At 64.3% G+C, this 20297-nt stretch carries 21 protein-coding genes; 6 read left to right on the forward strand and 15 right to left on the reverse strand.

Annotated features, from left to right (window positions below; all coding sequences use genetic code 11):
* Positions 1-8 precede the first annotated feature (8 nt).
* Together RMR04_RS29270 and RMR04_RS29275 are read left to right on the forward strand one after the other, a co-directional pair.
* Positions 9-743 carry a DUF1365 domain-containing protein gene (locus tag RMR04_RS29270; RefSeq protein WP_311912018.1) on the forward strand — a complete coding sequence of 245 codons (735 nt, stop codon included), beginning with the start codon at positions 9-11 and terminating at the stop codon, positions 741-743.
* Complete coding sequence (locus RMR04_RS29275) at positions 740-1975, forward strand: class I SAM-dependent methyltransferase (RefSeq protein ID WP_311912019.1); 1236 nt, start codon at positions 740-742, stop codon at positions 1973-1975. The genes RMR04_RS29270 and RMR04_RS29275 overlap by 4 nt, the downstream gene beginning before the upstream one ends.
* A gap of 445 nt (positions 1976-2420) precedes the next feature.
* Here the strand turns inward: RMR04_RS29275 and RMR04_RS29280 are convergent, their stop codons facing one another.
* From RMR04_RS29280 to RMR04_RS29320, 9 genes are all read right to left on the reverse strand, one after another.
* Positions 2421-3398 (reverse strand): type II secretion system F family protein, encoded by a 978-nt coding sequence (locus RMR04_RS29280; protein ID WP_311912020.1) that lies wholly within the window; start codon positions 3396-3398, stop codon positions 2421-2423.
* Between the two features lie 10 nt (positions 3399-3408).
* Complete coding sequence (locus RMR04_RS29285) at positions 3409-4386, reverse strand: type II secretion system F family protein (RefSeq protein WP_311912021.1); 978 nt, start codon at positions 4384-4386, stop codon at positions 3409-3411.
* Positions 4387-4414: 28 nt separating this feature from the next.
* Complete coding sequence (locus RMR04_RS29290) at positions 4415-5869, reverse strand: TadA family conjugal transfer-associated ATPase (protein WP_311912022.1); 1455 nt, start codon at positions 5867-5869, stop codon at positions 4415-4417.
* A gap of 81 nt (positions 5870-5950) precedes the next feature.
* Complete coding sequence (locus tag RMR04_RS29295) at positions 5951-7216, reverse strand: CpaE/TadZ family protein (RefSeq protein ID WP_311912023.1); 1266 nt, start codon at positions 7214-7216, stop codon at positions 5951-5953.
* Entirely contained in the window at positions 7216-7959 is a 744-nt protein-coding gene (locus tag RMR04_RS29300; protein ID WP_311912024.1) for a CpaD family pilus assembly protein, read from the reverse strand. Before RMR04_RS29300 ends, RMR04_RS29295 begins: the two co-directional genes overlap by 1 nt.
* A gap of 33 nt (positions 7960-7992) precedes the next feature.
* On the reverse strand, positions 7993-9438 hold the full coding sequence (locus RMR04_RS29305; protein ID WP_311912025.1) for a type II and III secretion system protein family protein: 1446 nt from the start codon (positions 9436-9438) through the stop codon (positions 7993-7995).
* Positions 9435-10211, reverse strand: coding sequence for a Flp pilus assembly protein CpaB (gene cpaB, locus RMR04_RS29310; RefSeq protein WP_311912026.1), 777 nt, complete (start codon positions 10209-10211; stop codon positions 9435-9437). Before cpaB ends, RMR04_RS29305 begins: the two co-directional genes overlap by 4 nt.
* A gap of 125 nt (positions 10212-10336) precedes the next feature.
* On the reverse strand, positions 10337-10849 hold the full coding sequence (locus RMR04_RS29315; RefSeq protein WP_311912027.1) for an A24 family peptidase: 513 nt from the start codon (positions 10847-10849) through the stop codon (positions 10337-10339).
* Between the two features lie 155 nt (positions 10850-11004).
* Positions 11005-11178: a Flp family type IVb pilin gene (locus RMR04_RS29320; protein ID WP_311912028.1), complete on the reverse strand. Its 174-nt coding sequence runs from the start codon at positions 11176-11178 to the stop codon at positions 11005-11007.
* A gap of 413 nt (positions 11179-11591) precedes the next feature.
* On the opposite strand from RMR04_RS29320, the gene RMR04_RS29325 reads away from it, so the two are divergent.
* From RMR04_RS29325 to RMR04_RS29340, 4 genes are all read left to right on the forward strand, one after another.
* Positions 11592-12095, forward strand: coding sequence for a pilus assembly protein N-terminal domain-containing protein (locus tag RMR04_RS29325; RefSeq protein WP_311912029.1), 504 nt, complete (start codon positions 11592-11594; stop codon positions 12093-12095).
* 85 nt (positions 12096-12180) lie between these two features.
* Positions 12181-13146 carry an IS481 family transposase gene (locus tag RMR04_RS29330; RefSeq protein WP_311910089.1) on the forward strand — a complete coding sequence of 322 codons (966 nt, stop codon included), beginning with the start codon at positions 12181-12183 and terminating at the stop codon, positions 13144-13146.
* A gap of 428 nt (positions 13147-13574) precedes the next feature.
* Positions 13575-14186, forward strand: coding sequence for a TadE/TadG family type IV pilus assembly protein (locus RMR04_RS29335; RefSeq protein WP_311912030.1), 612 nt, complete (start codon positions 13575-13577; stop codon positions 14184-14186).
* Positions 14187-14195: 9 nt separating this feature from the next.
* Positions 14196-14813: a TadE/TadG family type IV pilus assembly protein gene (locus RMR04_RS29340; protein ID WP_311912031.1), complete on the forward strand. Its 618-nt coding sequence runs from the start codon at positions 14196-14198 to the stop codon at positions 14811-14813.
* Between the two features lie 37 nt (positions 14814-14850).
* On the opposite strand, the gene RMR04_RS29345 is transcribed toward RMR04_RS29340, so the two are convergent.
* From RMR04_RS29345 to RMR04_RS29370, 6 genes are all read right to left on the reverse strand, one after another.
* Positions 14851-16350, reverse strand: a complete 1500-nt coding sequence (locus RMR04_RS29345) for a phosphomannomutase/phosphoglucomutase (protein ID WP_311912032.1) — start codon at positions 16348-16350, stop codon at positions 14851-14853.
* 196 nt (positions 16351-16546) lie between these two features.
* Positions 16547-17089 (reverse strand): retropepsin-like aspartic protease family protein, encoded by a 543-nt coding sequence (locus RMR04_RS29350; RefSeq protein WP_311912033.1) that lies wholly within the window; start codon positions 17087-17089, stop codon positions 16547-16549.
* A 178-nt stretch (positions 17090-17267) separates the two neighbouring features.
* Positions 17268-18176, reverse strand: coding sequence for a ribokinase (locus RMR04_RS29355; protein ID WP_311912034.1), 909 nt, complete (start codon positions 18174-18176; stop codon positions 17268-17270).
* Positions 18177-18210: 34 nt separating this feature from the next.
* Positions 18211-18822, reverse strand: a complete 612-nt coding sequence (pcaG, locus tag RMR04_RS29360; RefSeq protein WP_311912035.1) for a protocatechuate 3,4-dioxygenase subunit alpha — start codon at positions 18820-18822, stop codon at positions 18211-18213.
* Entirely contained in the window at positions 18812-19522 is a 711-nt protein-coding gene (gene pcaH, locus RMR04_RS29365) for a protocatechuate 3,4-dioxygenase subunit beta (protein ID WP_311912036.1), read from the reverse strand. Before pcaH ends, pcaG begins: the two co-directional genes overlap by 11 nt.
* On the reverse strand, positions 19519-20292 hold the full coding sequence (locus RMR04_RS29370; protein WP_311912037.1) for a CoA-transferase subunit beta: 774 nt from the start codon (positions 20290-20292) through the stop codon (positions 19519-19521). Before RMR04_RS29370 ends, pcaH begins: the two co-directional genes overlap by 4 nt.
* Positions 20293-20297 lie beyond the last annotated feature (5 nt).

Raw genomic sequence — 20297 nt, forward strand, 5'->3', positions numbered from 1 at the left:
CACATGCCTTGGCCTATCGCGTCTTCTGGATGCTGCTTGATCTCGACGAAATCGATGCGCTCGCTGCAAATCTGCGTAGCTTCTCGCACAATCACTTCAACCTCTACGCCTTTCGCGACACCGACTATGGCGACCGCAGCGGTCGGCCTCTGCGGGCGCAGATCGGCGACGCTCTGGCCAGCGCGGATATCGCTTGGGACGACGGCTCCATCCGCCTGCTGACCATGCCGCGCATCCTTGGCTACGCCTTCAACCCGTTCAGCGCCTATTTCTGCTATCGCCGCGACGGCAGCCTCTGCGCCACGGTCTATGAGGTGCACAACACCTACGGCGAGACCCACAGCTACGTCGCGCCGGCGACCTCCACAGGGGAGCCGCTGTGGCAGGAGGCCCGCAAGGTCTTCCACGTCTCGCCCTTCATGGGGCTGGCGATGCACTATGCCTTCCAGGTCATGCCCCCTGGGGACCAGGTCTCGATCGCGATCGACGGTCACGACGCCGCAGGGCGCCTGATCGCCGCGACGATGAGCGGCAAACGCGCCGAGATCAGCGATGCAACGCTGCTGCGGCTGCTCGCGACCCACCCACTGCTTACGCTGAAAGTCACCGCCGCCATCCACTGGCACGCGTTGCGGCTGCTGATGAAACGCATTCCGTGGCGGCGGCATCCGGCGCCGCCGGAGCTGCCATTCAGCCCTGGCAGCGCCGTGAGGCCTCATGCGAAAGGACCGATGCAGCGATGAGCCAACACGAGACCGAACGCGGCCTCCCGATCACCGAGCAGTCGCTCGCGCTGCCGCGCGGCATCGGCCTCTCGCGCTGGTTCCTGCGCCGTCTGCTTTCGCGCATCGTCATTGGCCGCCTGACCGTCATCACGCCCGAGGGCGAGCACCTCCACGGTGGAAGCGCCGCTACCAGCCCCCAGGCCACGCTGATCCTGAAAAATTGGCGCGCGATGCGGCGCGTGCTGCTCGACGGCGATATCGGGCTGGCCGAAGCCTATCGCGACGGCGAGCTGGACACGCCCGATCTCACTGCGCTGATCGAACTCGGCGCGCGCAATGACGCGACGCTGCGCCGGTTGATTTCGGGCGCATGGCCGACGCGCCTGTTCAATCGCTTTCGGCATGTGCTGAACGCCAATACCCGCACGGGCAGCCGCCGCAACATCATGGCGCATTACGATCTCGGCAACGACTTCTACGGCCAGTGGCTCGACGCTAGCATGATGTACTCCTCGGCACTTTACGAAACGCCGGCGGAGACGCTCGAAGCGGCGCAGCAGCGCAGGCTCGACAGGATCGTCGCCATGCTGGGTCTTTCAGGAGGCGAACATGTCCTCGAAATCGGCTGCGGCTGGGGCGCCCTGGCCGAACGGCTGGCCCGGGAAGGCTGCCGCGTAACCGCAATCACCCTGTCGCCGGCGCAGCTGGAGATAGCGCGGCAGCGCGTTGCCAAGGCCGGCCTCGCTGAGCGCGTCAGCCTGCACCTGCAGGATTATCGCGACATCTCCGGCGAATTCGACCGCATCGTTTCGATCGAGATGATCGAGGCGGTCGGGCACGCCTATTGGCCATCCTACTTCGCGACGCTGCGCCGTTCGCTCCGGCCCGGCGGCTGTGCTGTGCTGCAGGCAATCACGATCGACGACACTCTGTTCGAGGCCTATCAGCAAGGCACCGATTTCATCCAGCGCTACATCTTTCCCGGCGGCTGCCTGCCATCCGTCCCGGCATTGGTACACGAAGCCGAAGGAGCGGGCTTCACCGTGGCCGAGCAACTCGACTTCGGCGAGAGCTACGCCTTGACCCTGAAGGAGTGGCGCCGGCGCTTCCTGGAGCGCTGGGCCACAGTCGCGCAGTTTGGCTTCGACGAGCCGTTTCGCAGGCTGTGGGAGTTCTATCTCTGCTATTGCGAAGCCGGCTTCCGGGCCCGCACGATCGACGTCAGCCTGATTGCCTTGCGAGGTCGCTAACATACGTGCCGTCCGCTGATATTGAAAGCGACGGAAGTGCTCCCCTGACGCGATGGTTCCGAACGGGACGCAGAGTTCCGCGCCAAGCTCTCTTGTCAGCCTGCCTGAAGCCGACAGACGAATTTGGTATGGATGGTCACGATCTCAGCCTTCGCGATCAAGCTCGTCATCTGCCCCCCCGATGGCGTGCAACCGCTACGGCTATCCGGGACATCTGAAGCCCTGGACCAACTTCGGCGAATTCGAGGTGAATGTCCTCCCGGAATACAAAGCCTTGCACGATGCCGGCTACAACATCATCGCCGATGGCATGTGCAACCGCGGTCGCAGCGGCACGGACAGCGGCGGCGTCACCGGCCACGGTGTTCTCGAATACCGCGATGTCATCGGCTCGTTGCGTTACGCGAAGTCCCACCCAGATACGAAGGACGCGCCGAAGGCCGTGTCACTGCCATTTGAAAACCTGGATCAGCGCCGGCGTCAGGATGACGATGAACAGCACCGGCAGGAAGAACAGGATCATCGGCACGGTCAGCATGGGCGGCAGCGAAGCCGCCTTCTTCTCCGCCATCATCATGCGCTGGTCACGGCTCTCCTGGGCCAGGGTCCGCAGAGCAGTGCCAAGCGGAGTACCGTAGCGCTCGGCCTGGATCAGGGCGGTCGAGACCGATTTGACGCTTTCAAGCCCGGTGCGTTGGGCCAGATTCTCATAGGCCTGCCGCCGCTCCGCCAGATAGGCGAGCTCGGCCGTGCACAGCGCGAACTCCTCCGCGAGCGGTACGGACTGCGTGCCGATCTCGCCGGCGACCTTGCGACAGGCGTGCTCCATCGACATGCCGGATTCGACGCAGATCAGCAGCAGATCGAGAGCGTCGGGAAAAGCCATCCTCATCGAAGCCTGGCGCTTACCGATCCGATTGGACAGGAAGACTTCCGGCGCCTTGATGCCGAGATAGGCGGCGGCGATCGCAATCCCGACCTTGACCATGAAAGGCTGACCGAAATCGTTCAGGACGAAAACGTAGAACAGCGTGAACAGGAAAAGCCCGATCGGCGCCACCAGGCGGAAGAACAGAAAGCCGACTTCAGCCTGTGGGCCGCGATAGCCGGCCATCAAGAGCCGCTGCTTCGCCGTCTCAGTGCCAAGCCAGTCGCCGAGCTTAAATTGGTCGACGACCCGGCGCATATACTGTTTCGGCTCCTGGCGAAGCGTGACCTTGTCCTTCTGCCGGTTGAGCCTGTCGCGCTCGCGGGCGCGGATTTTCTCGCGCTCGCTGGCAACGTTCTTCATGCGCTTTTGCAGGCCGTTGCCTTCCGTCAGCGGGATTGCCAGCGTCAGCACGGTCGCGGCGGCAGCGACAGCGACGAGAATGGACAACAGGAATTGTCCGTCGGCGAGCTTGTCTGCGATGAGGGCAATCATCCGCTCCGCCTCAAATGTTGAAGTTGATCATCTTGCGCATCACCAGGCAGCCGATCAGCATCCAGAGGCCGCCGGCGACCAAGGCGACCTTGCCGGTCTGCGTGAGCCAGAGCAGTTCGATGTAGCGCGGACTGCTGAGGTAGACCAGGATCGCGACGACGGGCGGCAATGAGCCGATGATGCCGGCCGAGGCCTTGGCCTCCATCGAAACAGCCTGGATCTTGTCGCGCATCTTGCGACGCTCGCGGATGACGCGGGACAGGTTTCCGAGCGTCTCGGCAAGGTTGCCGCCGGTCTTCTGCTGGATCGCCAATACGATGCCGAAGAAGTTCGTTTCGGCGCAGGGCATACGATCATAAAGCTTCACGGTGGCTTCCATCAGCGGCAGGCCGAGCGCCTGGCTTTCGATGATCTGCCTGAACTCACCGGCGACAGGCTCGGCGGCTTCATGCGCGATGATCCGCAGGCAGTCGTTCAGCGGCAGGCCCGCCTTGATGCCGCGGACGATGACGTCGATCGCATTGGGGAATTCAATCCCGAACTTCTTTAACCGCTTAGTCTTGCAGCGCTTGATGTACCAGGAGGGCAGGCCGAACCCGCCCACGAACAGGCCGATGACCGCGAGAAGCGGGTTGCCGCTCGCCAGCAGCAGGGCCAGCGCCGTCACCACGGCCATGACCGCGCTGACGATGTAATATTTCTTACGTGTCCAGTTCAGCCCACCCTGCGACAGGCGTGTTTCGAGGGAAAGCTTGTTGCGTGAGCTCTCGCGCTTCTCGATGTCCTTGAGGCTTTGAGCCACCTGGCCGCGCTTGGCTCGGACTTGTGCCTCGCGGTCGATGCCGCGTGTCGCGACGGGACTTGCGAATTCCTTGCGGCGCTTTTCCGCCCGGGCCTGCCCGCTGAGCAGCGGATAGAACAGCGCATAGACGACGCCGCCCGCGGCGAGGGTCGCGAGCACGATGACAGCGATGACGCTCTTGTCCATGGCGTGTTGCTCCGCTCAGATCGCGCAATCAGGCCGCATCGGCCTCGCCGTGCCTTTCCAGCATGTCGATTGCCGCCGCGAGGCGCTGCTCCTCGCCATAATAGCGCGCCCGCTCCCAGAAGCGCGGCCGGCCGATGCCGGTGGCGCGGTGCCGGCCGGTGAGCCTGCCAGACGCATCCTCGCCCAGAATCTCGTAGGTCATCAGGTCCTGGGTGATGATGACATCGCCTTCCATCCCCATCACCTCGGTGATGTGGGTGATCCGGCGCGAACCATCGCGCATGCGCTGGGCCTGGATGATGACGTCGACCGATGAGCAGATCATCTCGCGCAGCGTCTTCGACGGCAGGCTGAAGCCGCCCATGGTGATCATCGATTCGATACGGCTCAGGCATTCGCGCGGCGTATTGGCGTGCAACGTGCCCATCGAGCCGTCATGGCCCGTATTCATCGCCTGGAGCAGGTCGAAGGCTTCCGGTCCGCGCACCTCGCCGACGATGATCCGCTCGGGCCGCATGCGCAGGCAGTTCTTGACGAGGTCGCGCATGGTGACGGCGCCGGTGCCCTCGATATTAGGCGGGCGCGTTTCGAGGCGCACGACATGGGGCTGCTGCAATTGCAGTTCGGCCGCATCCTCGCAGGTGATCACCCGCTCGTCGAGATCGATGTAGTTGGTCAGGCAGTTGAGCAGCGTCGTCTTGCCCGACCCCGTGCCGCCCGAGATGACGATGTTGCAGCGGACCTTACCGATGATCTTCAAGATCTCGGCTCCCGGCGGCGAGATCGCGCCGAACCGCACGAGCTGGTCGAGCGTCAGCTTGTCCTTCTTGAACTTGCGGATCGTGAGCGCCGGGCCGTCGATCGCCAGAGGCGGCGCGATGACGTTGACGCGCGAGCCGTCGGCGAGGCGCGCGTCGCAGATCGGCGAGGATTCATCGACGCGCCGGCCAACCTGGCTGACGATGCGCTGGCAGATATTCATCAGCTGCGCGTTGTCGCGGAAACGGATATTGGTCAGCGTGATCTTGCCGGCGACTTCGATGAAGGTGCGCGTCGCACCATTGACCATGATGTCGGCGATGTCGTCGCGCGCCAGCAAGGGCTCGAGCGGGCCATAACCGAGAACGTCATTGCAGATATCGTCGAGCAATTCCTCCTGCTCGGCGATGGAGAGCACCACATTCTTCAGCGAGATGATCTCGTTGATGATGTCGCGGATTTCCTCCCGCGCCGATTCACCGTCGAGCTTGGCGAGCTGCGAGAGGTCGATCGCTTCGATCAACGCCCCAAAGATCATGCTCTTCATCTGATAATATTCGTCGGAGCGCGGCGTCTCGACCGGTACGGGCGGAGGCGGCGGGCTGCGCCGCGAATCGTGCCCGGCGGTCTGGTCGAGCGTGCGCGCAAGCCCCGGCGCGGAAGCGGCCGCCTTCACGGTCAAGGCCAGGGGCGGATTTGCGCCGGCTGATCGCTTTCCGAACATCTCAACCCTCTTTCGCGGACAAGGCGAGACATCGCCCGACCGAGCAGCCCGTACCGACGCGGATCGCGGCGCACATCATCGTCAGGCCCTGCGGCGCTTCAGCTTGGCGACCAGCGGCTCGAACAGGCCGCGCTTGCCGCGCTTGGCCTCACCGCGCCCGGTCAGCGCACTGGCTATCTGGACGAAGGCTTCGTTGACCTTGCCGGTGGCTTGAATCTCGGCAATCATCTGGCCGTTATTGGCGGCAGTGCCGAAGAGTTGCGCGTCGAAGGGAATCGAGCTCAGCACCTCGACATTGAGCGCCTTGGCGAATTCGGAGGCATCGATCTCGGGCCGCTTGGGCAAGCCGACCTGGTTCAGCACCAACCTCGCGCTGGAATCATTGGCGCGGCCCGCGCGCATCAAATCGATCAGGTTCTTGGCGTTGCGCAGCGAGGCGAGCTCGGGCGCAGCCACGATGACGATCTCGTCCGCACTGATCAAGGCGCGCTTGACCCAGGCGCTCCAGAGATGGGGAACGTCGAGGACGACGCAAGGCACGCTGGCGCGCAGCAGATCGAAGAGCTGGTCGAACGCATCCTCGGAAAGATCGCAGGTGCGATCCAGCATGGCCGGCGCCGCGAGCAGGGCCAGGTTCTCGCTGCAGCGCGAAAGCAGGCGGTCCAGGAAATTGGCGTCGAGCCGTTCCGGCGCGAAGACGGCCTCCGCCACGCCCTGCGGCGGATCCTGGTTGAAATCCAGGCCCGCGGTGCCGAAGGCGATGTCGAGATCGACGATGACGGTCGAGGCATCGAGATTGCGGGCGATCGCCCAGGCGACGTTATGCGACACCGTCGAGGCGCCGACACCACCTTTGGCACCCATCACCGCAATGATACGGCCGAGGTTGCGGGCGCCGGGCGCGACATAGAGCTCCGACAGCGTGCGCAGGATATCGAGCGTACCGAGCGGAGCGATCAGATACTCGCTGACGCCGCGGCGAATGAGATCACGATAGAGTTGGACGTCGTTGACATGCCCGACGACCACGACCTTGGTGCCGGCGTCGCAGGCTTCCGACAAGGTTTCGAGATGGCGGACGAGCGTCGCGGGATCGGACACCGTCTCGACCACGATGATATTCGGGGTCGGGGCCGAACGAAATGCCTCGACAGCCGCCGCGGGACCGCCCATCTGGATGCGCGCATGCGCCTTGTCCATGCGGCGGTCGGCGATGACGGCCTGCATCGTCGCAGCCACGCCCGGCGTCTCGCAGAAGGCCTGCAAGGTGATGCGCGGAAGCGGGGCGATGATGGTTTCGTTGCTCGGGGCCTCAGTCAGCGTCTCGACGGCCTGATCCTTGTCCATCAGGTTCCTCCGCCGACAGTGGAATTGATCTGCGGCGTCTGCTGCCGGTATTCGGTCGAGGGATCCTTGCCTTCACGCAGCTTGGTGATGGCGCCCATGCGCTTGACGATATCGGGGCGGCCCTCGCTGCGGGCACGGACGAGATCGATCGGATCGGCGACTTGCGCGGCAAACGTCGCCTGGGTGGCGCAACCCAGATTCCAGTAAGGCGCGTTCGACGCCCCTGTCTTGAAGCTGGAAGCACCCATATCCTCCGGCCATTGCCCGCAGGAATGCGGCAAGCTGGCCTGGAGAGAGGCGAAGGTGAGGCGGATCGGCGAAGCGAGACCGGGATCGTTGACTGGATAGGTCCGGACAGAAAGCGCCGCAGCCGACACGCCGCTGCGAGCCAGGGTCGCGCGGATGGCGTTGAGCGTGTCATGCGCCGCCATCTCGCGACGCATGCCGGTGGGAACCTCGGCAACGAGCCCGCCGCGCCCGGAGCGGCGATACTCCCGGGCGAAATCGGCGACATCCTCCGCCTGCCTTGCATCGAGCCCGCCGCCGGCCCGGCCCACGAAGACGTCGAGCGAGCGCGGTGCGTCGCGCAGCACGATCGGGTGGCGCTCGCGCGTGTCGACCGGCGCAAGCGAGCCCGTGACATCGGCATTCCTTGCGCAAGCGCCAAGCGCGAGACCCGCCGCCAGGACGGCAGCAAACCCGCGCAGCTGGCGAAGCCTGATATGCTGTGATCGAACCATCATGGTCCCGTCATTCCTCTCGCGCGATAGACGCCGTCAGTCGGCGATGAAGCCGACGCGGCCCTTGTAGGCTTGGGGCAATGGCCCGCTATTGGTGCCGTAGATCTTGTTCAGGCGGCCCAGCAGGATCGCTTGCGCGTCATGGGCCTCGACGAATCCGTCATCGGGACGCTGAACCTGATTGGGCTCCATCGGCTTGGCGATATAGGGGGTTGCCGTGATCATCAGCTCGGTCTCCTCGCGCTGGTAGTCGCGCGAGCGGAACAAGGCGCCGATGACCGGAATGTTCATCAGCCCGGGAAAGCCGTTGATCGACTGCTTCGTGACCCGCTGGATCAGGCCGGCCGTCGCCAAGGTGCCGCCCGATGGCAGCTCGACCGTCGTGTCCGATTTGCGGACCCGGAAGGCGGGAGCGTTCAAGCCCGCCTGATCACTGCTGCTGATCCGGAATTGGTTCTCGAAGTCGAGCTCTGTCACCTCTGTGGCGATGCGCATGCTGATCTTGTTGTCAGAGAGGACGATCGGGGTGAAATTCAGCGCGACACCGATCGGCTTGTATTCAATCTGGATCTGGCAGGTTTGGCGATTGAGCAGATCGATGGAGCAGTTCTGGCCTTTTGGATATGGCACCTCGCCGCCCGCGGTGAATTTGGCGCTTTCACCGGAGATCGCGGTCACCGTCGGCTCCGCCAGAATCCGCGAGAGGCCGGCGCGCTCCAATGCGCGCATGGTAAAATTGGTCGAATTGCCGATTCCAGCCGTCACGGCTGTCGCGGACAGCGCCTGCGGCGAGAGCGGCAGCGGATTGTCGAGACTTGGCGAGATCGAAAAGTTGCCGAGCTTCCACTCGCCGGTCGAGTTGATGCCGAGCTGCTTGATCGCCTTGCGCGAGACTTCCGAGATCACGACCTTGACCATGACCTGATCGCGCCCGCGGATCGTCAGCGAGTTGATGACGGCGCCCTTCGACGAGGAGAAGAGGCCACTCGACTGACCGACGAAAGCCGTGGCGATATCGACGGCTTGAGTGGCCTCCGAAGCATTGGCGACATTGCCGACGAGCAGGATCGAGTTGCCGGCGGGCTTGATATCGATCTGAGCCTTGGGAAGCGCGCTGCGCAGGGTCTGGCGGAGCACGTTGAGGTCGCGCCCGACCTCGATTTCGAGGGCGGAGATCTGCTTGCCCTCGGCATCGATGACGAACATCGAGGTCTGGCCATCGGCGATGCCGATGATGAAGAGCTTGCGCGCCGAGCGCACGACGGCATTGGCGACCTTCGGATTGGCGACGAAGACCTCCTTGGCGTCGCGGGGGAGCTCGACGACCAAGGAGCGCCCGATCGACAAATCGAGCTTGCGCGCGATCGCTTGGTCGCTCGACCCGACGTTCAAGACCGGCGCGGGGCCGGTTGACTGGGCGCCTGCCGACCCAGCCAGGAGCAGCGCAAGCGCCGCCGAAATGAAGATGCGTTCGACGGTCATGGTTTCACGCCTCTGCTGGTGACGCCGTAGCGGACGAGAGTCATGGCGTTATCTTCGGAGGGGCGAGCCGCTTCGCCCACATCCTTCAGGCTGCGGAGCGCAAGTGAGAGCGAGCCGGTCTTCTGAGCCTGAGCGACGGTCTCGACCTGGCCTGGATCGACTTCCAAAGTCGCCGTCTCGCCGATGACGACCTTCTCGCCATTGCGCTCCTGGACATTCTGGCCGATGGCCAGGACGCGGACGTTGCGCAGGATCGTCTCACTGGAATAGCTCTCGCTACGACTACCCGTGCCCTCGTCCCGATAGGTGCGGATGACGTCGACATGGTCGTTGGGCAAGATGAAGCCGCCTGCCGTGTTGGCGCCGCGGCTATCCGTGCTGATCGCAATGGCGCGCTTGCCGGCCGGGAGCACCGCCGAGAGGAAGCCGGTGCCGTCGGTCTTGATCAGCTTCTCGCGCCTGATCGGCTCTGCGCCGAGTATTGCATAGCGAGCGACCTGGCCGATCAGCTCCTTCTCGGCCTCCGGCGCCTCGTCCTGGCGCACTACGCCGGCCGGCACGCTCGCGAGCGGCCAGTCGATCCAGCGCATATCATTGGCGGACACCGTGTTGCCGATCGGGATATCGGCGGCGGCCACGAGCACCGGCACGGTCGGCGCAGCCTGGATCTGAGCGACCGGCGCTGGAACATCCGCCGGTCGCTGCATGAGCAGGGCAGCGCCCAGCCCGGCGACCAGCGCCACGACGAGAATAATGATGCGGGCGGGACTCATCAGACTGACCCTCGGCCAAGACAGAGTTGGCTCTCGGTCGGAATGGTGCCGTCGGAATCGTCAACTTATGGTTAACCAGACGTATCTTTCTTTAATGCTGGGGTCGGAGAGGCCGGAACGAAAACTCAGAGCCCGATGGCAGCACGCCAGAGCGATGTCTCAGGCAGGACAAAAAGGGCGGAAAGTGCGAGCGCGATGCCGTAGGGCACCCCTTCATTGGCTGCGTGCAGGCGACGCAGCCAGTGCCAATTCTCGACCCATTCCGGAAGCGGGGTCGAGCGCAGTTTCAGCACCAGTACGGTGAGCAGACCGCCAGCAAATCCGGCGAGAGCGAGATAGGGCACAAGCTGGTCGAAGCCGAACCAGAGCGCCGTCGCTGCGGCAAGTTTAGCGTCGCCTCCGCCGATCCAGCCGGCGGCGAACATGCCGAAGCAGACGACCAGTACGAGAGCGCCGGCCGCGAGGTGTCCACCGACCTGCTCCCAGCCCAGGCCCAACCAAAGCGCGCAGACCGCAAAGGCCGCGATCAGGCCGAGACAGAGCCTGTTGGAGATCGTCATCCAGACGAGATCGCTCGCCGCGGCGTAAGCCATCGCTGCGGGAAAGACGACGAGGAGCGCGATGAGCGGTGGCGACATGACATGCAATCCCACGCAACACGAAAATCAACACCGGGCCGACCACCGGGAGCCCGTGGCTCTTGAAGCGGTCGAGCGATCCGGAGGTGCCATCTTGGAAGACAATAAGGCGGCCGCCCGCAAGCGGCCGCCCTAAAATATTAATCCGTGCCCGATCAGCTCATGCCGGTCAGCTTGCCGGCGATACGGGTGAACAGCGCGTTAATGTTGCCGCCGAGCGTCGTCGCGCCGGCGATGATGACGACGGCGATCAGGGCGGCGATCAGGCCGTATTCGATGGCGGTCGCGCCGGACTCGTCCTTGGCGAAGCGAGCGAAGAGATTGGTCATATTGGAATTCCTTTTGCACCACGGTTTGACTGCTGCCGTTGCTCTGAGCGGCTTCGGTCAGCGACATCTGGACACTACCCCGTCCCCCTTGCTGATCGGTTAAGCCGAAAGAAGAATTCGCTCGTTTTCGAAGACATCGCTTCGATGGTTAACACTGAATTTATGAGATTATCTAGCGTTTATTTGGAATTAATATCAGTATTCGATTTTATTTCCACTCCCACACACTCGCGAACAAGTTTCCCATCTCCCATATCGCATCGCCTCGTATCAGATCGACTGAATTCCCATGAGGAAAACCCTCAATTTCAGCGGCTCCGAGTAATGATCTAAGCCTTCGATGGAGGCTCATTAGGGATTGATTCATCAATTTGCGCTTTGCTTCCGATGTTGGAATCCTTGAGGCGTCAGCCATGTCCACTCTCGAACCGTCAGCGCCGCGTCGCCGGGCCCGCCTGTCGCGGTCGCTGGCTGCGCTCATCGCCTTCGCCGCGCCGGCGGGAGCGGTAAACGCCGCGCCGCAGACGGCCGCGCCCGAAACCGTGAACGTCCTGGTCGATCACGCGAAGGTGGTGCGGCTGCCGGAGAGGGCGCAGACCGTGATTGTCGGCAATCCCGGCATCGCCGATGTCTCGGTGCAGAAGAACGGCGTGATGGTCGTCACCGGCAAGAGCTTCGGCGTCACCAACCTGATCGCGCTCGACGCCGGCGGGGCGCTGCTGGCGGAGTCCCTCGTGCGCGTGAGCGCGGCTTCCGATTCCATCCTGACCGTGCAGCGCGGCCTGGAACGCGAATCCTATTCCTGCACGCCGATATGCCAGCCCTCGGTCCAGCTCGGCGACGCCCAGAAATATTTCGGCGAGGTCGGCGGCCAAACCACCGCTCGCAACAGCCTGGCGGTCGGCACGAACCGCTAGATGTGAGCTGTCAATAGGTTGTCCATCCGGTCCCGAGCGAGGAAGCTGAGGTTGCGAAGCTTCAGAGCCCTCGGGGAGGAACCGGATGAACATCCACAAGAATGCCCGTCTGACACCGCTGGGTCGAGAGCGGATTGTGCGGATGGCGGCCGATGGGCACAGGCCTTCCGAGATCGCGGTCTGCGTCGGCGTCAGCCTGAAGACCGTCGATAAATGGATCGCCCGCTTCGCCGCCGAGGGTGTGGCAGGTCTGGCCGACCGCTCGTCGCGGCCGCACCGGCTGCATCGCCCGACGCCGAGCGAACGGATCGAGCAGATCCTCGCGCTGCGGCGCCAGAAGCTGAGCGGCAAGGCCATCGCCAAGCAAGCTGGCGTCTCGCCGGCGACGGTGAGCCGGATCCTGCGGCGGGCGCGATTGAGCCGGATGCGCGACCTCGAGCCGGCCGAACCGGTGCGCCGCTACGAGCGCGCCCATCCCGGCGAGTTGATCCACATCGACATCAAGAAGCTCGGCCGCATCGACGGTGTCGGCCACCGCATCACCGGGGACCGGACCCGCCAGAGCAACCGGCGCGGACGCGGCGAAGGCCTCGGCTGGGAGTTCGCCCATGTCTGCATCGACGATGCCTCGCGACTCGCCTTCGTCGAGATGAAGCCCGACGAGAAGGCCATAAGCGCGGTCGCTTTCCTCAGGGCGGCGGTGGCCTATTACGAGCGCCTCGGCGTCACCGTCACCCGCGTCATGACCGATAACGGCTCATGCTATAAAGCCTTCGCTTTCCGCGACGCATGTCGCGATCTCGGGCTCAAGCACATCCGGACAAAACCCTACACACCCAAGACCAACGGCAAGGCCGAGCGCTTCATCCAGACAGCTCTGCGCGAATGGGCCTACGCCAGGCCCTATGATCACTCAGACCGCCGAACAGAGGAGCTGCCGCGCTGGCTCCACCATTACAACTGGCATCGACCCCATGGCGGTATCCAGGCCAATACCCCAATCAGCAGACTCGCTCTCGATCAGGACAACCTGTTGAGGCTCCACAGCTAGAGCAGGATGCGAATAAGTGGGAACCGGTCTTTCGCATCCTCCTCTAATTCTTTGATGAGAGCGTTTTCGAGCGAAATGGTCGCCCGTTCGCGTGAAGAAAACGCGTCGACATAAAGACGAGCAATTGAACGATCCAACGGGATCGGAAATTGCTCTCGACATGGGGTTGCGGAAGACATGGGGCTGCGGACCAACCCGCGCCTGCTCCGGCGACATAGCGAACGGCCATCAAGGTGAATGGCGGACTAACGCCTCTGGCGATGGTCCGCATGTGGCCATAACGGATCCGAAATTCTTTTCGTCTAGGACTGCGCTCGCCGAGGTCGACGGGCTTGTCCCGACGGCTGCCGGCACGACAAGCCGAGAATGTGCCCCGGTCTCATCTGCCCTGCAGTTCCCCGTGACACGCCAGCTGGACGCATGACGCTATGACGGGTCATCCGATCGAAACACCGGCCGAGCCGACGCGCCGACCGCGGGGAATCCATCGCCTGCTGCGACGCTTCAAGCGCTCGCAGAGCGGCGCGACGGCTGTCGAATTCGCCATCATAACGACGCCTTTCCTGATGATGCTGGCGGGGATCCTCGAGACCGCGCTGATGTTCTGGACCAGCCAGGCACTCGAGGAGGGCGTCGCCCAAGCCTCGCGCACGCTGCTCACCGGCCAGTCGCAGACGCTCTACAAAAGCGCCGTCGCCGGCGCCAATGCGACAGCCTTCAAGAACGCGATCTGCGCCAGTGCGCCGGGCCTGGTCGACTGCACCAAGGTGACCATCGACGTCCGCAGCTACGCCTCCTTCGCCACCGCCAACACAGGTACGACCGCGAGCAGTCCCGTGAGCGGCGGCGCCTTGAATACCACCGGTTACGGTTACACCCAGCCGCTGCCCGGGCAGATCGTCGTCGTGCGGGCGGTGCTCGAATACCAGCTGATCTTCACGCAGTGGACCTCGGCGCTAGCCAATCTCGGCTCGGGCAAGCGCGCGATCGTGGCTTCCACCACCTTCCGTGCCGAACCCTTTACCGTTCCTGCGACCTGAGGCCGGATCATGTCGCGCGCCATCTCCTTCCGCCGCAACCGGGCCGCCCTGCGCGGCCTGGCGCGGCGCTTCGCCCGCAGCCGCCGCGGCGTGGCGGCCATCGAATTCGCCTTCGTTCTCCCGATCATGCTGACGGCCTATTTCGGCATCGTCGAGGTTGCACAAGGTGTGATGATCGACCGCAAGGTCACGGATTTGAATCGCGCCTTGGGCGACCTGACCGCCCAGGGCACGTCGATCTCGGACACCGAGATGAGCAATATTTTTGACGCGGCGCAGACGATTATGGCGCCGTTCACCAGCGTCGCGCCGAAGATGGCGGTCGTCAGCGTCGTCATCGACAGCAGCGGCGTCGCCAAGGTCTGCTGGAGCGCGCAGCGCAATTCTGCCGTGCCGAAGCGCGGAGACACGGTCGCCCTGCCGGACAATCTCAAGATCGCCAGCACCTCGCTGATCATGGCGACAGCGAGCTATGACTACACGCCGCTCGGTTATCTCGTGACCAAGACGATCACGCTCGGCAACACCCCGATCTATATGCGCCCGCGTGTCGGCAAGACCGGCGGCACCGGCAATATAGAGCAGGTCGAGCGGGCCAGCGTCGCCATGTGCCCGCTCTACAACTGACGGGGAACTCTGCCTCCCAGCTTGTCTGCCTCGCCCGTCAGATACTCTGGTTGTAGGCGCCGACCTCGGGATTCTCACGCAGCAAGGCATCGATCGCCGCGAACATCTCGCGCATGCGCGCCTCGGAGACCGGGCTCTCGCAGACAACGACGAGTTCGGGCTTGTTCGACGAGGCCCGAACCAGCCCCCAGGTGCCGTCCGTATTGACGACGCGGACGCCGTTCACAGTAATGACGTCGCGGATCGATTGGCCGGCGATGGTGGCGCCTTGCGCCTGCAGCGCCTCGATGCGCTTCACGACGCGTTCGCCGACCTGATACTTGATCTCGTCGGCGCATTTGGCCGCCATGGTCGGCGTGCCCCAGGTCTTGGGCACCGCGGTATAGAGCTGCGACATCGACTTGCCCGGATTGCGGTCGAGCATGTCGATGACGGCGATGGCGGTGACGACGCCGTCATCATAGCCGCGACCGACCGGCGCGTTGAAAAAGAAATGGCCCGATTTCTCGAAGCCGGCGAGCGCGTTCAGATCACGCACGCGGCGCTTGATGTAGGAGTGGCCGGTCTTCCAGTAATCGGTCTTGACGCCGAGCCGCTGCAATTCGGGGTCCGTGCTGAACAGGCCGGTCGACTTCACATCGACGACGAACTGCGCAGCCGGATGAAGCGCGCCGAGATCGCGCGCCAGCATGACGCCGATCTTGTCGGCAAAAATCTCCTCGCCATGATTGTCCACGACGCCGCAGCGGTCACCATCGCCGTCGAAGCCGAGCGCGACATCGGCGCCGTGCTGCTTCACGGCGTCGGCCATGGCATGCAGCATCTTCATGTCTTCGGGGTTGGGGTTGTAGCGCGGGAAGGAATGGTCGGGCTCGACATCCATCGGCACGACCTCGCAGCCCAGCGCCTCCAGGATCTGCGGGGCGAAGGCGCCGGCCGTGCCGTTGCCGCAGGCGGCGATGACCTTGAGCTTGCGCGTGATCTTCGGGCGGCTGGTCAGGTCCTTGATGTAGAGCGCCGGGAAATCCGGCACGAACTGATAGGAGCCACCGCCCGACAGGCCGAAATCGGCGGCGAGCACGATCTCCTTGAGCCTGCCCATCTCCTCGGGACCAAAGGTGACGGGGCGGTCGCAGCCCATCTTCACCCCGGTCCAGCCATTGTCGTTATGCGAGGCGGTGACCATGGCGACGCAAGGCACATCGAGCGCGAACTGAGCGAAATAGGCCATCGGCGACATGGCGAGCCCGATATCATGGACCTTGCAGCCCGCCGCCATCAGGCCGGTGACGAGCGCCATCTTGATCGATGAGGAATAGCTGCGGAAATCATGGCCGGTGACGATCTCCGGCTTCACGCCCATGCGCTTGATCAGCGTGCCCAGCCCCATGCCGACGGCCTGAACGCCCATCAGGTTAAGCTCAGGCCCGAAGAACCAGCGCGCATCGTATTCGCGGAAGCCGGTCGGCTTCACCAGTGGCAGGGCTTCATATTCGAAGGTGTTCGGAAAGAGCTCAGGCAGCGGCTTGGGGAACATCAGGACATCCGGGACGGAGAAGCGGGCCAGAGGCGCCACGCATAGCCGATGACGCCGATGATGGGAAACGCTTGAGCCCGAACCCAGCTGGAGCCGTTTCCGATCCAACTGGATCGGAAACGGCTCCAGCTTTTTGTTTTGACGCGTTTTCTTCATGCGAACCGGTGTCCGCTTCGCTCGAAAACGCTTTAGCGGTTCAGCCGCGCAGGACCATTCTACCGGTCTGGACCTCGTAGCCCAGCAGCTTGCCGAGGAAGGAGGTGCCGAGCAGGCTCATCGAGAGCGCACCGTCCGGCAACACGACCGCCTCGACATTGCGCACCAGGATATCGCCGAGCCGCACCTCCCGCAGATTGACGCGCGCGCCCTTGACCACGCCATTGGCGGTGTTGAGGATCATCTTGTAGTCGCTGGGTCCGAGCTGGATGCCGAGCGCCCGGGCATCGCTCGCCGTCAGTGCGACCATGCTGGCGCCGGTATCGACCATCATCTGGACGCGGTAATTGTCGATCGTCGGATAAACGACATAATGGCCGCGATAATCCGCGGCGACGGTCAGGGTCGGCCGCTGCGGAGCGGTCATTGGCGACGCCGCTGACCGGCTCGCCGTCGTGGCTACCCCCGCGACGGGAGGCGCGCCACCCCCGGTGAAGTCGGCGAGCCGCTCGCTATAGGAAAGCGCGCTGTAGATCACGGCCCCGGCAATGCCGAGAGCCCATATGATCGGCCTTTGCGCCATCGACGTCTGACTCCACCCCCAGTTTACGTTTGGAGAATGTGGCGCAGTCCCTGCGGAAAGATGAAAAACGCAGCTCGTATTGTGCGCGTTGCGGGACCGATCCCGGTTTTGCAAGGAACAGACTTAACGCAGGGTTCCCCCAGCTTTCGCCAAGACTCAACAAAGGGGCCTGCGGGGCTCAAAGAAAAGCCCGGCCGACCAGTGCTTCGATCGCCGCGCGGCGTGGCACGCTCGGCTGCGCACCGGCCACCGTGCAGGCAAGCGAGCCGGCAGCCAGTCCGCGCTGAAGCGCGCCCGAAAAGCCGCAGGCTGCAGCAAGTGCCGCAGCAAAGGCCCCTGTGAAACTGTCGCCAGCAGCGACAGTATCGACGACGTCGACCTGCGGCGCCGCGAGCCTGCGCCGGACGCCGCCCTGCCAGCCGACCACGCCGGCCGCGCCGAGCGTCACGACGCAGGCCAGCCCGCGCTCGGCATCGATGCGCCGGGCGACCTCCTCGGGTTCCCCATCGGGCCAGCCCAGGGACTGCGCCAGAACCAGCGCCTCGTGCTCGTTGACGATGAGGACATCAAGACAGTCGAGCAGCGCCGCAGCGGGCGCACCGGCCGGGGCGAGGTTCAAGATGACGCGTCCGCCGGCACGCTTCATCGACCGCGCGGCGGCGATGCACTCCGCCTCCGGCACTTCACGCTGGAGCAGCAGAACGTCGCGCTCGCCCAGCGGCATGGTGTCCAGCATGGCGCTGCGAGCCAACGCGTTTGCGCCGGCCGCAACGACGATCTGGTTGGAGCCGGCCGCATCGACCGCGATGAAGGCCGCCCCCGTTGGCGCATCGACATGCGCGACATGGGCAAGATCGACCCCGTCCACCGCGAGTAGCGACAAGGCGATCTCGGCGAAACCATCGCGCCCGACCGCGCCGACAAGTGCGACCTCGGCCCCGGCGCGGCGCGCCGCCAGCGCCTGATTGGCGCCCTTTCCACCGGGATGGAGCGCATAGCCCGGGCCAATCACGGTTTCGCCCGCACCGGGCAGGCGCTCGACCGGCGTGACGAGGTCGACATTCAAGGAACCAAAAACGACGATCATGGCACGTCCCGGGGCGGCCTTCACATCGAAGGCCTCAGGCCTCGAAGAACACCGTCTCACCCTCGCCTTGCAAGCGGATATCGAAGCGGAAAACACCATCCGCGCCGCGCTGGGCGATCAGCGTATCGCGCCGCCCGGCCGGCACCAGGGCCAGGACCGGATCGGAGGCATTGCCCGGCTCGTCAGAGAAGTAGATCCGGGTCGCGAGCCTGAGCAGCACACCACGTGCGAAGACCGAGACGCTGAGATGGGGGGCCTGCTGTGTCTCATCAGCTCCCGGCAATGCACCCGGCTTGACCGTCTCGAAGAAGAAGCCGCCTTCCGCATTCGTCTCGGCGCGGCCGAAACCGGTGAAGCCGACATTGCCCGCGGCATGGAAGCGCCCCTGCGGATCAGCTTGCCAGCTCTCGATCATGGCATCGCTCACGGGCACGCCATCGCCGTCGAAGACCGTGCCTTCGATGCGGATATGCTCGCCGGCCACGCCTTCCGCGGCGACCTGTTCGGTCGCGAGTTCCGGCCCGCCATAGGCGCGCGGTGTCAGCGCATAGGCGAAAAAGGGGCCGATCGTCTGGGATGGCGTCAGGCCGGGCTTGGTCTCAGTGGCCGTCTTGGTCTCAGTGGTCTTCCCGGTCTCAGTGGTCATGGGGCTCTTCCAGCGGCGTCGCATTGCGGCCGCGCAGGACGATGTCGAACTGGTAGGCGAGCGCCCATTCCGGCTCGGTGGTCTCGATGTCGAAGCGTGAAACTAGCCGGTTGCGCGCATTCTCGTCGGTGATCGACTGGAAGATCGGATCGTATTTGAACAGCGGATCGCCCGGAAAATACATCTGCGTGATCACGCGCGAGAGGAAGCTCGGCCCAAATAGCGAGAAATGGATATGGGCCGGCCGCCAGGCATTGTGATGGTTGCGCCAGGGATAGGCGCCGGGCTTGACCGTGACGAAGCGATAACGCCCCTGCGCATCGGTCAGTGCCCGGCCCGCGCCAGTGAAATTCGGATCGAGCGGGGCCGGATGCTGGTCGCGGATATGGACATAGCGCCCGGCGGCATTGGCCTGCCAGATCTCGACCAGCGTATGCGGCACCGGCCGGCCGTCCTCGTCGAGCACGCGGCCGGTCACGATGATGCGCTCGCCCAGCGGCTCGCCCTCGTGCTGGCGCGTGAGGTCGGTGTCGGTCTCGTTGACCGCAACATGGCCGAAGACCGGCCCGGTCGTTTCCGACAGCGTGTGCGGCAGCAGGATCAGGGGCTGCGCCGGGGCGCGCTTCAAAGTGGATTTGTATTCTGGCGAGGCGTTGAGAGGGTGTGCCTTCAAGCTCTCGCGCGGATAGATCAGGCTCATGCCGCCACTCCGTGAGCTTGCTTGGTGCGGATGTGCAGGTCGCGCAGCACCGCCAGTTCCTGCACTGATGCGGCGGGAGTCTCCGCCAACTCGGCCACGAAGCGCAAGGGCCAGCCGCAGCCGGCCTGAACCTGCTCGCGCGTGACGCCCGGATGCAGCGAGACCACGGTCAGCTCCGACGTCTCGGGGTCCGGCTCCATCACGCAGAGATCTGTGATGATCTTGGTCGGCCCCCTCGTCTTCAGGCCGAGCTTGGCGCGGTCGCCCTTGCCCGTACCGTGGCCGAAGGAGGTAATGAAGGGCAGCGTCTCGACGAAAGCGCGCGAGCCCATCGCCATGGTGATGAAGATCTGGCCGCAATGGATTGCGATCTCGGGCGCGCCGCCGCCGCCCGGCAGACGCACCTTTGGCGCGTCATAGGGGCCGACGACCGTGGTGTTGAGATTGGCGAAGCGGTCGATCTGCGCGCCGCCGAGGAAACCGATGGTGATGCGTCCGCCCTGCAGCCAGTAGCGGAACATCTCCGGCACCGAGACGGTGGTCAGCGCGGTATCACAGAGTTCGCCATCGCCGATCGAGAGCGGCAGCACGGTCGGCCGCGTCGAGAGCGTGCCGGATTCGTAGATCAGCGTGATTTTCGGCGCATGGGTCAAACGCGCGAGGTTGCAGGCGGCCGAGGGCGCGCCGATGCCGACGAAGCAGACATCCTCATTCGTCAGCAGCCGGGCGGCTGCGATCGTCATCATCTCAGTGGGGGTCGCGGTCATCATGATCC

It is taken from the genome of Bosea sp. 685 (genome assembly GCF_031884435.1).
Lineage (GTDB): Bacteria > Pseudomonadota > Alphaproteobacteria > Rhizobiales > Beijerinckiaceae > Allobosea.

What these genes read in the sequence shown, in the direction of transcription:
- RMR04_RS29275 (WP_311912019.1), top strand. Translation starts at nt 740, where the DNA reads ATGAGCCAACACGAGACCGAACGCGGCCTCCCGATCACCGAGCAGTCG.
- RMR04_RS29280 (WP_311912020.1), bottom strand. Translation starts at nt 3,398, where the DNA reads ATGATTGCCCTCATCGCAGACAAGCTCGCCGACGGACAATTCCTGTTG.
- RMR04_RS29285 (WP_311912021.1), bottom strand. Translation starts at nt 4,386, where the DNA reads ATGGACAAGAGCGTCATCGCTGTCATCGTGCTCGCGACCCTCGCCGCG.
- RMR04_RS29290 (WP_311912022.1), bottom strand. Translation starts at nt 5,869, where the DNA reads ATGTTCGGAAAGCGATCAGCCGGCGCAAATCCGCCCCTGGCCTTGACC.
- RMR04_RS29295 (WP_311912023.1), bottom strand. Translation starts at nt 7,216, where the DNA reads ATGGACAAGGATCAGGCCGTCGAGACGCTGACTGAGGCCCCGAGCAAC.
- RMR04_RS29300 (WP_311912024.1), bottom strand. Translation starts at nt 7,959, where the DNA reads ATGATGGTTCGATCACAGCATATCAGGCTTCGCCAGCTGCGCGGGTTT.
- RMR04_RS29305 (WP_311912025.1), bottom strand. Translation starts at nt 9,438, where the DNA reads ATGACCGTCGAACGCATCTTCATTTCGGCGGCGCTTGCGCTGCTCCTG.
- cpaB (WP_311912026.1), bottom strand. Translation starts at nt 10,211, where the DNA reads ATGAGTCCCGCCCGCATCATTATTCTCGTCGTGGCGCTGGTCGCCGGG.
- RMR04_RS29315 (WP_311912027.1), bottom strand. Translation starts at nt 10,849, where the DNA reads ATGTCGCCACCGCTCATCGCGCTCCTCGTCGTCTTTCCCGCAGCGATG.
- RMR04_RS29320 (WP_311912028.1), bottom strand. Translation starts at nt 11,178, where the DNA reads ATGACCAATCTCTTCGCTCGCTTCGCCAAGGACGAGTCCGGCGCGACC.
- RMR04_RS29325 (WP_311912029.1), top strand. Translation starts at nt 11,592, where the DNA reads ATGTCCACTCTCGAACCGTCAGCGCCGCGTCGCCGGGCCCGCCTGTCG.
- RMR04_RS29330 (WP_311910089.1), top strand. Translation starts at nt 12,181, where the DNA reads ATGAACATCCACAAGAATGCCCGTCTGACACCGCTGGGTCGAGAGCGG.
- RMR04_RS29335 (WP_311912030.1), top strand. Translation starts at nt 13,575, where the DNA reads ATGACGGGTCATCCGATCGAAACACCGGCCGAGCCGACGCGCCGACCG.
- RMR04_RS29340 (WP_311912031.1), top strand. Translation starts at nt 14,196, where the DNA reads ATGTCGCGCGCCATCTCCTTCCGCCGCAACCGGGCCGCCCTGCGCGGC.
- RMR04_RS29345 (WP_311912032.1), bottom strand. Translation starts at nt 16,350, where the DNA reads ATGTTCCCCAAGCCGCTGCCTGAGCTCTTTCCGAACACCTTCGAATAT.
- RMR04_RS29350 (WP_311912033.1), bottom strand. Translation starts at nt 17,089, where the DNA reads ATGGCGCAAAGGCCGATCATATGGGCTCTCGGCATTGCCGGGGCCGTG.
- RMR04_RS29355 (WP_311912034.1), bottom strand. Translation starts at nt 18,176, where the DNA reads ATGATCGTCGTTTTTGGTTCCTTGAATGTCGACCTCGTCACGCCGGTC.
- pcaG (WP_311912035.1), bottom strand. Translation starts at nt 18,822, where the DNA reads ATGACCACTGAGACCGGGAAGACCACTGAGACCAAGACGGCCACTGAG.
- pcaH (WP_311912036.1), bottom strand. Translation starts at nt 19,522, where the DNA reads ATGAGCCTGATCTATCCGCGCGAGAGCTTGAAGGCACACCCTCTCAAC.
- RMR04_RS29370 (WP_311912037.1), bottom strand. Translation starts at nt 20,292, where the DNA reads ATGATGACCGCGACCCCCACTGAGATGATGACGATCGCAGCCGCCCGG.